The 13,121-nt window shown below is 50.2% G+C and carries 11 protein-coding genes and 3 pseudogenes; 8 read left to right on the top strand and 6 right to left on the bottom strand.

The features are described 5' to 3' along the window. Positions 1-42: 42 nt before the first annotated feature. Complete coding sequence (gene cynR, locus H7R76_RS23765) at positions 43-930, bottom strand: transcriptional regulator CynR (RefSeq protein WP_003032546.1); 888 nt, start codon at positions 928-930, stop codon at positions 43-45. Positions 931-1,039: 109 nt separating this feature from the next. Here cynR and H7R76_RS23760 point away from each other — a divergent pair, with 109 nt between their 5' ends. The 3 genes and pseudogenes from H7R76_RS23760 to H7R76_RS23750 all read left to right on the top strand — a co-directional run. Beyond that, complete coding sequence (locus H7R76_RS23760; protein WP_003032549.1) at positions 1,040-1,699, top strand: carbonic anhydrase; 660 nt, start codon at positions 1,040-1,042, stop codon at positions 1,697-1,699. Positions 1,700-1,728: 29 nt separating this feature from the next. Next, positions 1,729-2,199 (top strand): cyanase, encoded by a 471-nt coding sequence (cynS, locus tag H7R76_RS23755; RefSeq protein ID WP_003032552.1) that lies wholly within the window; start codon positions 1,729-1,731, stop codon positions 2,197-2,199. Between the two features lie 48 nt (positions 2,200-2,247). After that, a pseudogene (locus H7R76_RS23750) lies at positions 2,248-2,553 on the top strand (cyanate transporter); the annotation flags it as partial. A 21-nt stretch (positions 2,554-2,574) separates the two neighbouring features. Here the strand turns inward: H7R76_RS23750 and H7R76_RS23745 are convergent. Beyond that, a complete protein-coding gene (locus tag H7R76_RS23745; RefSeq protein WP_003033020.1) occupies positions 2,575-3,606 on the bottom strand; it encodes an IS630-like element ISEc33 family transposase in 1,032 nt (343 codons plus the stop codon). Positions 3,607-5,021: 1,415 nt separating this feature from the next. Here H7R76_RS23745 and H7R76_RS23740 point away from each other — a divergent pair. Continuing rightward, a complete protein-coding gene (locus tag H7R76_RS23740) occupies positions 5,022-5,726 on the top strand; it encodes an IS6-like element IS26 family transposase (protein WP_001067848.1) in 705 nt (234 codons plus the stop codon). Between the two features lie 51 nt (positions 5,727-5,777). Here the strand turns inward: H7R76_RS23740 and H7R76_RS23735 are convergent. Continuing rightward, positions 5,778-5,900, bottom strand: a pseudogene (locus H7R76_RS23735) (recombinase family protein); the annotation flags it as partial. Between the two features lie 159 nt (positions 5,901-6,059). Here H7R76_RS23735 and H7R76_RS23730 point away from each other — a divergent pair. Continuing rightward, the gene (locus H7R76_RS23730; protein ID WP_182968116.1) at positions 6,060-9,074 is read left to right on the top strand and encodes a Tn3 family transposase; all 3,015 of its coding nucleotides are present in this window, start codon (positions 6,060-6,062) and stop codon (positions 9,072-9,074) included. Positions 9,075-9,362: 288 nt separating this feature from the next. On the opposite strand, the gene H7R76_RS23725 is transcribed toward H7R76_RS23730, so the two are convergent. Continuing rightward, the gene (locus H7R76_RS23725) at positions 9,363-9,719 is read right to left on the bottom strand and encodes a cupin domain-containing protein (protein ID WP_000215515.1); all 357 of its coding nucleotides are present in this window, start codon (positions 9,717-9,719) and stop codon (positions 9,363-9,365) included. A gap of 307 nt (positions 9,720-10,026) precedes the next feature. Between H7R76_RS23725 and H7R76_RS23720 the strand changes: the two are divergent. Continuing rightward, positions 10,027-10,434, top strand: a pseudogene (locus tag H7R76_RS23720) (DUF4158 domain-containing protein); the annotation flags it as partial. Positions 10,435-10,486: 52 nt separating this feature from the next. Here the strand turns inward: H7R76_RS23720 and H7R76_RS23715 are convergent. Further along, entirely contained in the window at positions 10,487-11,191 is a 705-nt protein-coding gene (locus tag H7R76_RS23715; RefSeq protein WP_001067848.1) for an IS6-like element IS26 family transposase, read from the bottom strand. A gap of 24 nt (positions 11,192-11,215) precedes the next feature. On the opposite strand from H7R76_RS23715, the gene H7R76_RS23710 reads away from it, so the two are divergent. Together H7R76_RS23710 and H7R76_RS23705 are read left to right on the top strand one after the other, a co-directional pair. Then, positions 11,216-11,698, top strand: coding sequence for a recombinase family protein (locus H7R76_RS23710; protein ID WP_227674020.1), 483 nt, complete (start codon positions 11,216-11,218; stop codon positions 11,696-11,698). A gap of 16 nt (positions 11,699-11,714) precedes the next feature. Then, positions 11,715-12,578: a DUF4231 domain-containing protein gene (locus H7R76_RS23705; RefSeq protein ID WP_182968112.1), complete on the top strand. Its 864-nt coding sequence runs from the start codon at positions 11,715-11,717 to the stop codon at positions 12,576-12,578. Positions 12,579-12,616: 38 nt separating this feature from the next. Here H7R76_RS23705 and H7R76_RS23700 read toward each other — a convergent pair whose 3' ends face one another. After that, the gene (locus H7R76_RS23700; protein WP_182968110.1) at positions 12,617-13,021 is read right to left on the bottom strand and encodes a TIR domain-containing protein; all 405 of its coding nucleotides are present in this window, start codon (positions 13,019-13,021) and stop codon (positions 12,617-12,619) included. Between the last annotated feature and the right edge of the window lie 100 nt (positions 13,022-13,121).

Raw genomic sequence — 13,121 nt, 5'->3', positions numbered from 1 at the left:
GTCAAAAAAGCACTATCGCCTGCTGGCGTGCGAAATTCAATGTTACCGGGTGTACGTTTTCGTCACTTCCTGCGCCATTGCCGTAAATGCCTTCACGGCGGCCGTTCTCCACGCGCCTTTGCGTAGCATCAGCGCGGCGGTTCGTTCCAGCAACTGCGGCGTCAGTGAAACGGCTTTTAATCCCTCATTTTGCGCGGCGATTGGCGATGGAAGCAGGGTGGCGAGCGTTGTACGACGCACCAGTTCCAGAATGGCATTGATAGAGTTTGCTTCTATTACTATCTGCGGATGCAGATCTCTTTGGCGGCAATAGCGATCAATTTGTTCGCGCGTCGCAAATTCCTCACTCAGTAAAATGAGTCGTTCATTATTAAGATGTGACAAGGCTACGCACTCCTGTTGCGCCAGAGGATGGCTTTCAGACACCATCAACGCAAGGGATTCCTTCAGTAGCGGCAGTACGTCGATGTCTGCCGAATGAACATCATCAAATGCGATGCCGATGTCCAGTTCATCGTTGAGCAGCAGCTCTTCCATCTTTTCCTGCGACATCTCCTGTAACGCAAGGGTGATATTGGGATAGCGCGCATAAAACCTCGCCATTAGCGGCCCGATAAGCCACGAGGTAAACGTGGGGGTAACGGCGACACGCAGTGAGCCACGGCTCAAATCCTCGACATCATGAATTGCCCGCTTTCCCTCTTCCAGCGATCTCAGCGCATTTTTCGCGTAACCCAACCAGGCTTCGCCAGCATCGGTGAGCTGAATATGGCGACCACTGCGATCGAACAGTTGCGCGCCAAGTGACTCTTCAAGCTGTCTGATTTGCTGAGAAAGCGCGGGCTGCGAAACGTGAAGCGCCGTGGCGGCACGGGTAAAGCCTCGATGCTCAGCGACTGCCAGAAAGTAGTGAATATGTCGTAACAGCATCATCTTTCCCATAAGTTTTACCAATAGACTTGATTATAAATGAGTCTTTTATCTTATGGAACGTAGCGAGTAGCCTGTGTCCATTCCATAGTGAGACAGAGGAACAATCGTGAAAGAGATTATTGATGGCTTTTTGAAATTTCAGCGCAGCGTCTTTCCCGAACGCGCCGAGCTTTTCAGATCGCTGGCAAACCAGCAAAACCCACGCGCGCTTTTTATATCGTGTTCAGATAGCCGCCTGGTGCCGGAGCTGGTGACGCAGCGTGAGCCTGGCGATCTGTTTGTCATCCGTAATGCGGGCAACATTGTTCCTTCTTATGGCCCGGAACCGGGAGGCGTTACCGCATCGGTGGAGTACGCCGTGTCGGTTTTGAAAGTAAATGACATTGTTATATGTGGTCACTCTGACTGTGGCGCCATGACGGCCATCGCCGGATGCCATTGCCTGGACAGTATGCCCGCCGTCAGCCACTGGCTGCGCTATGCCGATTCAGCCCGCGTGGTGAATGAATCACGCACGCATATTTCATTGCAGGCGAAAACCGCATCAATGGTGCGTGAAAACGTTATCGCACAGCTGGCCAATATTCAGACCCACCCGTCAGTACGCCTGGCGCTGGAAGAGGGGCGGATGGCATTACACGGCTGGGTTTACGACATCGAACGTGGCGATATTGCCGCCTACAACGGTGCCAGCGGGCAGTTTGTCTCGCTTGCCGAAAATCCAAATACCTGCGCGATGCCGCTTCGCAGCCTCACCGCAGCTTAATTTTTTCTCTCTATACAGGAGGTTCCATTATGATCCACGCACAAATTAACCGCGATATTCGCCTCTCTTTGGCTGACCAGATTCTGCTTATCAAAGCGAAAAAAGATCTGACCTTTGCGCAACTCACCGATGGTACGGGCTTATCTGAAGCTTTTGTTACCGCGGCCTTGCTGGGGCAGCATGCACTGCCGGCTGATGCGGCGCGTCTGGTTGGTGAAAAGCTCTCACTGGATGAAGATGCGGTGCTGCTTCTGCAAATGATCCCACTGCGCGGCAGTATTGACGATCGCGTACCCACTGACCCGACCATTTATCGCTTCTATGAAATCCTGCAGGTGTATGGCTCTACGCTGAAGGTGCTGGTGCATGAGAAATTTGGCGACGGCATTATCAGCGCCATTAACTTCAAGCTGGATGTCAAAAAAGTGGCTGACCCGGAAGGCGGTGAACGCGCGGTGATTACGCTTGATGGCAAATATCTGCCGACAAAACCTTTCTAAACCCGAGTAAAGCCTGGCGCGTTATCCGCGCCGGGCTCAAAGAACAATATGAATCAATCTCCTCGTACGGGTCTGATGCTCCTTGTGTTGGTGCTGATTGGCCTGAATATGCGTCCGCTACTCACGTCAATCGGGCCTTTACTCCCGCAATTACGTGCGGCCAGCGGCATGAGTTTTACTGTGGCTTCTCTTCTTACCGCATTACCGATGGTCGCGATGGGCGGACTGGCGCTGGCGGGAGGCTGGATCACTCGTCATATTCGCGAGCGTGATAGCGTGGCGGTCGGTCTGTTGATGATCATTATTGGGGCGCTAATGCGTGAGCTGGCGCCTCACAGCGTGGTGCTGCTGACTAAATAGCTGCGCCTAATACCGCTACACTTTTGCCTGACCATGTTTTCCTCCGGGGAATGGGCTGGCGGTTTCCATAAAATGGCGGACCTTTTTCAGTAACTGCCACATTGAGCGGCACTGATGATTACGGGTTATCGTGTCATGAAGTGCCTGCCATAGCCGTTCCACATGATTCACCCACGGCGAGTAAACCGGCTGGTAAATTACCCTGAACTTGGGATTTGCTTTCAACCAGCGCTGTGTTTCGCGGCTTTTATGGATAATGTAGTTATCAACGATCAGCGTGATTGTTTTCGCCCGCCGGTAAGTGGCTTTCAGGTGCTTCAGCAGAGCGATAAACAGCGCTGAACTTTTGCTGTTGCCGCCCACGTAGCTGACTTTACCCGTGCCACTGTGCAGTGCGCCGGCCAGATAGTATTTTTCGTTCTGCCCCGGCGTCACTACCCGTTTCTGCTGTCCGCGCAACTGCCAGTCCGCACCGATTTTAGGATTAAGGTGAATATCCACTTCATCTTCATAAAATACCGGATGCTCTGCGTTGCATTCATCCAGCGCTTTGTGGATTACCGCCATCTTTTCATCTTTATGTGGGTCACGGATGCGCAGAGTTGGCGCGGCCCTGCGCCATACAAGCCCCGCAGATGGCAACCAGCGGCGAACGGTTCCTGCATGTAACTGGCAACCGGTTATCTCATTGATTTTTATTGCCAGTAATTCGGTGCTCCAGCGTGAACGTTGATAACCAAAATCGCCGGGAGAATGCTTTATCAGCTCACGTAACAGGGTGCAGATATGTTCAAAAGGCCAGCGTCGGGAGCGCCCTGCGGGTAAGGATTTCAGGCCTTCAATACCTGAGTGCGTAAACCAGTTAATCCAGCGACCAACGGATGAACGGGCACAACAGAGAGTTCTGGCAACATCGCTGACCCGTTCACCCCGATGAAGCATCAGCATGGCCGTGAGTCTGCGGGCATGATTTTTATCGCGCGTTTTATGAATAGCTTTCTGCATCAGGCGTCGTTCGCCACGGGGTATTGGTGCTATGATCGGCATCGCTCAGTCCGGTTGGTGGTTTTGGTTGGTTTGGCGAATGATCAGATCGCGCAATCCGGGCTGAGTTCCCTTTCAGTGATCTACTATTCCGCGCAGCTATTTAGTGTTGGCCTGCGGGTTCCCCCGCACCCGCTGTATGTAGTATCGGCAGCATCTGAGAAAACCACTACATGTAGTTATCAGCGCCACAACGGCGCGGGGACGAGTGCGGTTCGGAAAAATTGGGGTTTTACCGAATCCGGCAAAAGATTGCTTCCTATAACGTCCGCTTCTGGCACACAGCAGCCGTTAAGATGTAAGGCCTTACGCCAACTAAATCTAATGGGACAGATTTAGTTGGTGATGGTCAAGTAATCTGCAAACGGTCACCAAGTAAAATGCAAATGGGTAGTCAAGTCCGATGCAATTACGCACCCGGCAAGGTGGGCCGATTCCCACACGACAGCAGCGCCCGGCAAGGTGGGCGGATTTCCACACGGCAGCGGCGCCCGGCAAGGTGGGCGGATTTCCACACGGCAGCGGCGCCCGGCAAGGTGGGCCTATTCCCACACGGCAGCGGCGCCCGGCAAGGAGGGCCGATTCCCACACAGCACCGGCGCGCGGCAAGGTGGGCCGATTCCCACACGACAGCAGCGCCCGGCAAGGTGGGCGGATTTCCACACAGCACCGGCGCCCGGCAAGGTGGGCCGATTCCCACACGGCAGCGGCGCCCGGCAAGATGGGCGGATTTCCACACAGCACCGGCGCCCGGCAAGGTGGGCCGATTCCCACACGGCAGCGGCGCCCGGCAAGGTGGGCCGATTCCCACACGGCAGCGGCGCCCGGCAAGATGGGCGGATTCCCACACGGCAGCGGCGCCCGGCAAGATGGGCGGATTTCCACACGGCAGCGGCGCCCGGCAAGGTGGGCCGATTCCCACACGACAGCGGCGCCCGGCAAGATGGGCGGATTCCCATATCGACATGTATGTAGCTTGTGTTATCCGTGGATTGTGCAGCTCAGCGGGTCGCTTGTCGTATGGCGTAGTGTCCCCCGTAACCGGCCGCGTGCGGCCGCTAACGCGCAGTACGGCGCCGCGACCCGAAGGCGGGCCGCCGTTCCCGCGCGCAGGCGCGCGGCGCCCACTGCGCACCCCCGTGGGGGACGTACGGCAGCTGTGTGGCGGTGAGCGGGATTAGGGCTTTGCAGGGAGGGGGCTGGGTCGGGCGATACGTTCAGCATTGCGGTTTCCGGCGATTTGCGGCCGGTGCCCGTTTAACTCCGGCGTGGTCGCCTTCCATGCCCTGACGGCATAAGAAAATAAAACCGCCATGCTGCGGTCATTCATGATTTTGTGGTGTAGCGATAAATAGGGCACTGTTGCAAATAGTCGGTGGTGATAAACTTATCATCCCCTTTTGCTGATGGAGCTGCACATGAACCCATTCAAAGGCCGGCATTTTCAGCGTGACATCATTCTGTGGGCCGTACGCTGGTACTGCAAATACGGCATCAGTTACCGTGAGCTGCAGGAGATGCTGGCTGAACGCGGAGTGAATGTCGATCACTCCACGATTTACCGCTGGGTTCAGCGTTATGCGCCTGAAATGGAAAAACGGCTGCGCTGGTACTGGCGTAACCCTTCCGATCTTTGCCCGTGGCACATGGATGAAACCTACGTGAAGGTCAATGGCCGCTGGGCGTATCTGTACCGGGCCGTCGACAGCCGGGGCCGCACTGTCGATTTTTATCTCTCCTCCCGTCGTAACAGCAAAGCTGCATACCGGTTTCTGGGTAAAATCCTCAACAACGTGAAGAAGTGGCAGATCCCGCGATTCATCAACACGGATAAAGCGCCCGCCTATGGTCGCGCGCTTGCTCTGCTCAAACGCGAAGGCCGGTGCCCGTCTGACGTTGAACACCGACAGATTAAGTACCGGAACAACGTGATTGAATGCGATCATGGCAAACTGAAACGGATAATCGACGCCACGCTGGGATTTAAATCCATGAAGACGGCTTACGCCACCATCAAAGGTATTGAGGTGATGCGTGCACTACGCAAAGGCCAGGCCTCAGCATTTTATTATGGTGATCCCCTGGGCGAAATGCGCCTGGTAAGCAGAGTTTTTGAAATGTAAGGCCTTTGAATAAGACAAAAGGCTGCCTCATCGCTAACTTTGCAACAGTGCCGCCCCGGTCATCATGTCGGTAAAAATCCGGTCTTCACGCACACCGGCACTTTTCAGTTCAGCCACCTGGAGCGTCAGCTTCTGGTGGCTGGTTGATACCCTAGCATAGCCCAGTAACGCCATTTCAGTCTCACAAATCGTTTTTGATACAAAGTGGTATCATAATGTATAAATTACGATTTCTGATACCCTTTTCCGCTTTGGTTTTGACGGGTATCAAATATCATAACATTTGAGATAGTTAAAAATAGACCTAAGTCATAGTTACGCAAGGAGTGCTGGATGCCTATCGATTTTTTGACTGAAGAGCAGAAGCAAAATTATGGGCGTTATGCGGCAGAGCCGAACGAGGTACAACTTTCCCGTTATTTTATTCTGGATGAAAATGACCTGATATTCATCGCACAAAGGCGCGGGGACCAAAACCGTCTTGGTATAGCCCTTCAACTAACATCCGTCCGATTTTTAGGAGCGTTCCTGCCTGATTTGGCTCTGGTTCCGCACAATGTACAAACCTTTGTTGCCACGCAGCTTTCAATCAGTCGGACTGATATTCTGGCTGAATACGCAAAACGAGAACCAACCCGCTGGGAGCATTATGCTCAAATCAAAAAATATTATCACTATCATGAGTTCGGGGAGTTTCCGTGGACATTCAGATTGAACCGGTTGCTGTATACCCGAGCCTGGATTAGCAATGAACGCCCCAGCCTGATGTTCGATTTCGCCACCGCATGGCTGGTACAGCATAAAATTTTATTACCAGGAACCACAACACTCTCCAGAGTGATCACCGAAATCCGCGAACGAGCAGCAAACCGTCTTTGGCAAAGATTACTGGCATTGCCCAATGATGAACAGAAACGACAACTGGATGAATTACTGAGCTTTAGTGAAGGTCAGAGAGTATCCATGTTCGAGCAACTGAAAAAAGGTCCTGTGACAGTCAGTAGTCCTGCATTTAACGATGCACTTGATCGTTATAACAAATTGCACCAACTGGGTTTTCAGCAACTTGATTTTACAGGCCTTCCACCGGCTCAGCTAAAAAGTCTTGCTCGCTATGCCAATGTAACCTCGGTAAAAAAGATAGTTCGTATCCCCATGAAGAAACGTACAGCGATACTTATTGCCTTTGTTAAATCATTGGAGGTCATTGCGCTGGATGAAGCCATCGATGTTTTGGATATGCTAATCACTAATATTGCGGGAGAGGCTAAAAAAGCAGGGCAAAAGAAGCGGTTGAGGACGTTGAAGGATTTGGACCGCTCTTCGTTGATACTGGCAAAAGCCTGTGCACTCCTGCTGGATGAGGTAACTGATGATTCCCACCTCCGAAAATCAATTTTTTCCTGCATTTCCAAAGAAAGACTGGCTGAGTCGGTAAAAATGGTCAATGAGTTGGCCCGACCGGTAGACAATAATTTCCAAGATGAAATGATTGAACAATATGGGCGCGTTCGCCGTTTTCTACCCAGAGTTCTTCGGGAATTAACTTTTCTGGCCGCCCCGGCGGGAGAACATACTCTGGCAGCTTTTAACTATTTATCGTCGCTAGGCGCTTCAAGAAAGCACATCCTTGACGATGCTCCAAAAAATATTATTACCGGCCCCTGGAAGCGTTTGGTTTTTGACGAAGAAGGCCGAGTAAGACGGCCTGGCTATTCACTATGTCTACTTGAGCGGTTTCAGGATGCATTAAGGCGGCGGGATATTTATCTTGAGAATAGCGATCGTTGGGGAGATCCACGGTCAAAGCTATTACAAGGGACAGAATGGCAAGCTCAACGCGTCTCTGTCTGTCGAGCATTAGGCCACCCTGTCAATGCTCAGCAGGCAACAGAAAAGCTTGCTCAGCAGTTAGATTTTGCCTGGAAAGCGGTAGCTGATAGCTTTGATGATAATGCGTCAGTCCATATCGAATACGGGGGGAAACATCCTACGTTGACTATCAGCAGCCTAGAGAAACTGGATGAATCACCAAGTCTGATAGCTCTCAACAGACAAGTCAGAGGTCTTTTACCTTTGGTGGATCTGACTGAGCTCTTACTGGAAATCAATGCCCATACAGGATTTGCCGAAGAATTTACTCATGTCAGCGAGTCTAATGCGCGAGCGAAAGATCTGCATATCAGCATTTGTGCTGTATTACTGGCAGAAGCCTGCAACATTGGCTTTGAACCATTAATTAAGCACAATATTCCATCATTAACCCGGCATCGTCTTAGTTGGGTGAAACAAAATTATTTTCGGTCAGAAACCCTTATCAAAGCGAATGCTCGCCTGGTTGATTACCAGGCTACGCTCAGTCTCGCTCAGCGATGGGGTGGTGGAGAGGTCGCATCTGCTGATGGTATGCGTTTTGTTACGCCAGTAAAAACGATTAACGCCGGACCCAATAGAAAATACTTTGGCTCTGATCGTGGAATTACCTGGTACAACTTTATCTCCGATCAGTTTTCTGGTTTTCACGGCATTGTTGTCCCAGGTACGTTGAGAGACTCAATCTTTGTTCTGGAGGGTTTACTTGAACAGCAAACGGGGTTAAATCCACAGGAAATTATGACTGATACAGCAGGTGCCAGTGATTTGATATTCGGTCTGTTCTGGTTGTTGGGATACCAGTTTTCCCCACGTCTGGCGGATGCCGGAGATGCCGTTTTCTGGCGAGTGGATAAAAATGCGAATTACGGCCCTCTCGATGAATTGGCCCGTGGTTGCATCAATCTAGCACTGATTGAGGCTAACTGGGACGATATGATGCGGATTGCGGGTTCTCTTAAATTGGGAACTGTACAAGCATCAGAGCTAATCCGTAGTTTATTGAAGAGCACGCGCCCGTCTAGTTTGGCGCAGGCCATCATTGAAGCTGGGCGAATAAATAAAACGCTATACCTGCTGAATTATATTGATGATGAAGATTATCGTCGCCGAATACTAACGCAACTAAACCGGGGTGAAGGGAGACACAGTGTGGCTCGCGCCATTTGCCATGGTCAACGTGGTGAAATCAGAAAACGCTATCGCGAAGGGCAAGAGGATCAACTTGGATCATTGGGACTGGTAACAAATACTGTTGTTTTATGGAATACGCTGTATATGCAGGAAGCCCTTGGACATATTAATACAGATAGCCAGCCTACTGAAATTAACGAAGAAGATATATCCAGATTATCACCGCTGATGCACGGTCATATCAATATGTTAGGGCATTACTCATTCACCTTGTCTGAAAACGTGATGAATGGTGAATTAAGGCCTTTAAATCAACATGTTAATGAATATGTAGACTCTTAGCGTAGGTTTTCGCCCCATTGGACCTCAAACCCCTAACGTAGTGGTCTCCAAGAACATTCAGGACTGATCCCAGGCGTCGATGGTCAAGACCTGATCGGCAGGACAGGCGGCTACGCGGTCGGGAACTGGATGGTGTTCAGTCTCATGCCGACCCCATTCGATTGATCGCGTCGCTTGCGGCACGCTGCGACGCAAGGAGGTTTGCGACCTGGTTTAGCAGCCGTGTCCGCTGCATGTCTGTTACCTATCTCCCCGACCGCTCATTGGACCAACTCCAGAGATTGGGCTCTATCGCTCAGCCAATACGAAACCGGCATTGGCTGATGCCACAACCGAGACTAACACAAATGGCTCGGTACCTGTATTTCGCGCCCCGTGCACTTGGCCCGGTCTTGCCACGGCTATCTCACCTTCCCTGAGGGCACGAACAATCCCATTGCCCTGAAAGTAATCAGCCATTCCCGACAAAACAGTCCACGTGTCTTGGCCGTGAGGATGAATGTGAGCCGCAATTTCCTGCCCGGGATGGACATGCCAAACCACGATAATTGAGTCTCGGGTTTCAAGCACAACGGAACGAATAGGCTCGCCTTCGGACGGCTGAACATACTCGGCTACAGAAAATATTCTCGATTCAACAGTCATCGGAGATCCCTCTTTCACAGTGCCCCCAGACAGGCTGGATATGAGTTCTAACTCGAATTTGAACGGGAGGCTGGTCGTGCGGTCGTGCAGTTGCCGATGAGCGTGTCGGCTGCTGCCTCCTTGCCCACCAGCGAACCAGACGGTCGCATGCGCATCCTTTCTTATCGAAACTCGTTGAGATGATATGCAATCAAGAATAGAATTTCAAGAACTATTTTCGAGAATCGCAATGCCTTGATTCCCGTGCCGCGCCGGTTGCCTTGGCGGGCTTGTCACAAACCTACGTTTTCAAGAAGAAGGAAACCGCATGCCCCGCCGTTCGATCCTCTCCGCCGCCGAGCGCGAAAGCCTGCTGGCGTTGCCGGACACCAAGGATGAGTTGATCCGTCACTACACGTTCAGCGAAAGCGACCTCTCCATCATCCGGCAGCGGCGCGGCCCGGCCAATCGGCTGGGCTTCGCGGTGCAGCTCTGCTACCTGCGCTTTCCCGGCGTCATCCTTGGCGCTGATGAGCCACCGTTCCCGCCATTGCTGAGACTGGTCGCCAACCAGCTCAAGGTCGGCATCGAAAGCTGGGACGAGTACGGGCAGCGTGAGCAGACCCGACGCGAGCACCTGGTCGAGCTGCAAACGGTGTTCGGCTTCCAGCCGTTCACGATTGGCCACTACCGGCAGGCTGTCCAGTTGCTGACCGAGCTGGCCATGCAAACCGACGGCACTGTTGCAAAGTTAGCGATGAGGCAGCCTTTTGTCTTATTCAAAGGCCTTACATTTCAAAAACTCTGCTTACCAGGCGCATTTCGCCCAGGGGATCACCATAATAAAATGCTGAGGCCTGGCCTTTGCGTAGTGCACGCATCACCTCAATACCTTTGATGGTGGCGTAAGCCGTCTTCATGGATTTAAATCCCAGCGTGGCGTCGATTATCCGTTTCAGTTTGCCATGATCGCATTCAATCACGTTGTTCCGGTACTTAATCTGTCGGTGTTCAACGTCAGACGGGCACCGGCCTTCGCGTTTGAGCAGAGCAAGCGCGCGACCATAGGCGGGCGCTTTATCCGTGTTGATGAATCGCGGGATCTGCCACTTCTTCACGTTGTTGAGGATTTTACCCAGAAACCGGTATGCAGCTTTGCTGTTACGACGGGAGGAGAGATAAAAATCGACAGTGCGGCCCCGGCTGTCGACGGCCCGGTACAGATACGCCCAGCGGCCATTGACCTTCACGTAGGTTTCATCCATGTGCCACGGGCAAAGATCGGAAGGGTTACGCCAGTACCAGCGCAGCCGTTTTTCCATTTCAGGCGCATAACGCTGAACCCAGCGGTAAATCGTGGAGTGATCGACATTCACTCCGCGTTCAGCCAGCATCTCCTGCAGCTCACGGTAACTGATGCCGTATTTGCAGTACCAGCGTACGGCCCACAGAATGATGTCACGCTGAAAATGCCGGCCTTTGAATGGGTTCATGTGCAGCTCCATCAGCAAAAGGGGATGATAAGTTTATCACCACCGACTATTTGCAACAGTGCCACCGGGGCCACTGACGAGCGTGAAGGACTGCAACGACTGCTTGGCCGTGCTGAAAAAGATGACATCATCATCTGTACCAAAATGGACCGCCTCGGACGCAATACGGCTGATATGATCCATATCGTTGACGCCTGCTATAAAAAGGGGATCGCCATCCGGTTTCTGGAAAACGGCCTCAGTACGGAAGGTACGATGGGGAAAATGGTCATTCAGATCCTGGCCGCTGTTGCTGAAGCAGAGCGCGAGCGCATTCTGGAGCGAACCAATGACGGACGGATTGCTGCAATGGCTTCTGGCGTCAAATTTGGACGAAAGCCACACCCTAAAACGACAACTGCACAATTTCTTATAAAACAAGGTGAATCATTCAAAATGATATATGAAAAAACAGGAATATCTCGGGCAACATATTTTAGATTGAAAAAACAAACACAATCCGCATAAAAAATGGAAATGCATTATGAATATTCAATACCCTCATCTATATGAAATCACTAATGAGCGCTCAGCAAAAAATCAGTGGTATTTTTTAAATGGAGTGAGAGCAGAATATGCATTGCTAATATTCACTGCTGTTAACTCATCTTTATCTTACGATGGGAAATACATTACTAATTTAGCATTATTCATTTTATTGATTATATTGCTACTAGTTAGGAATGTTATAAATTTTGAACAAAAATGGTATAAATATAGAGCGGTTACCGAATCAATAAAAACCACAACATGGAAATTTGCAATGAAAGCGGAGCCTTTTAATGGCGATGAAGAAACACATAATGCAAAACAATATGTTGAATACTTAAAAAATATCTTAAAAGATAGTAAATATGCGATTCAGACAAAAGCACTAAATAATCTTGAAGGAGACCAATTTAGCATTTGTTTAAAAACTATTAGAAAAATGAGCTATGAACAAAGAAGAGATCTTTACGTAGAACAAAGAATTGAAGATCAACGGACATGGTATGCTAAAAAATCTCTATTCAACAAAAGGATTGGTAAGGGGTGGGCGGTGGCTATACTGATTTTCTATGTTTTATCCCTTGCTATGACAGCATACCTTGCTAAAGAACCAAGTCAATCTACCTCGTTACCAACAGAGCTAATTACAACAATAATTTCTGCTCTCATAGGCTGGGTGCAAATTAAAAAGTATAATGAACTTTCGGCATCGTATGCCCTTACAGCACATGAAATTGGTCTAATAAAAGAGCAATCTTATTATATTTCTAGCGAAAAAGATTTTTTAGATTTTATTCGTGATGCTGAGACAGCATTTTCACGTGAACATACACAATGGCAAGCGAGACGAATTGTATAAAATCTGACTAAGGGAACTGTAAAGTTCCCCTTATTGTATTATTTGGCACGTCGACGAATAGCATCAACAATACTTTCTGTGCTCCACCGAACCTGTTCGACAGAACGATTAGCTACAACCTGAGATACTCTTGATGCACCATGAGGAATAACACCAATAACGGGAACTCCATGTCTAATTGCGGTGTCCATCTCCCACTCCATCCAAGTACTATGGCTTGCATAGATTCCAGCTATAGCAAGTAATACATTACTGTTGCGAATTTTTTCGCCAAGAACTCTTTTGATGTAATCAGCATTCACTGAATTAATAGGTATATCTTTGCTAACTTCAGAGAATTCAGCCCTAAAATAGGGTCTTGCATTTAGAAGGTTACGCAGTCGTAGTAATTCGTCGTGATTCCCCCACGAATGACTAATAAAAATATTTAATTCTCTAGCCATAAATCCCCCCGCAATTATTAGTTATATTCCCATTAATAATATGGGGACTGTGACTTAGTTTATCAAGGGTATCATCCGGGAAAAACCTCACTTACACAGA

The sequence above is a fragment of the Klebsiella sp. WP8-S18-ESBL-06 genome, assembly GCF_014169755.1.
Classification (GTDB): domain Bacteria; phylum Pseudomonadota; class Gammaproteobacteria; order Enterobacterales; family Enterobacteriaceae; genus Kluyvera; species Kluyvera ascorbata_B.
This window is presented reverse-complemented; position numbering and strand designations above follow the sequence as displayed.

Excerpts from the sequence above, each read along its gene's own strand:
- cynS (WP_003032552.1), top strand. The coding sequence starts at position 1,729 with ATGATCCACGCACAAATTAACCGCGATATTCGCCTCTCTTTGGCTGAC.
- H7R76_RS23705 (WP_182968112.1), top strand. The coding sequence starts at position 11,715 with ATGAATATTCAATACCCTCATCTATATGAAATCACTAATGAGCGCTCA.
- H7R76_RS23715 (WP_001067848.1), bottom strand. The coding sequence starts at position 11,191 with ATGAACCCATTCAAAGGCCGGCATTTTCAGCGTGACATCATTCTGTGG.
- H7R76_RS23730 (WP_182968116.1), top strand. The coding sequence starts at position 6,060 with ATGCCTATCGATTTTTTGACTGAAGAGCAGAAGCAAAATTATGGGCGT.
- H7R76_RS23710 (WP_227674020.1), top strand. The coding sequence starts at position 11,216 with ATGATAAGTTTATCACCACCGACTATTTGCAACAGTGCCACCGGGGCC.
- H7R76_RS23700 (WP_182968110.1), bottom strand. The coding sequence starts at position 13,021 with ATGGCTAGAGAATTAAATATTTTTATTAGTCATTCGTGGGGGAATCAC.
- H7R76_RS23725 (WP_000215515.1), bottom strand. The coding sequence starts at position 9,719 with ATGACTGTTGAATCGAGAATATTTTCTGTAGCCGAGTATGTTCAGCCG.
- H7R76_RS23740 (WP_001067848.1), top strand. The coding sequence starts at position 5,022 with ATGAACCCATTCAAAGGCCGGCATTTTCAGCGTGACATCATTCTGTGG.
- cynR (WP_003032546.1), bottom strand. The coding sequence starts at position 930 with ATGCTGTTACGACATATTCACTACTTTCTGGCAGTCGCTGAGCATCGA.
- H7R76_RS23745 (WP_003033020.1), bottom strand. The coding sequence starts at position 3,606 with ATGCCGATCATAGCACCAATACCCCGTGGCGAACGACGCCTGATGCAG.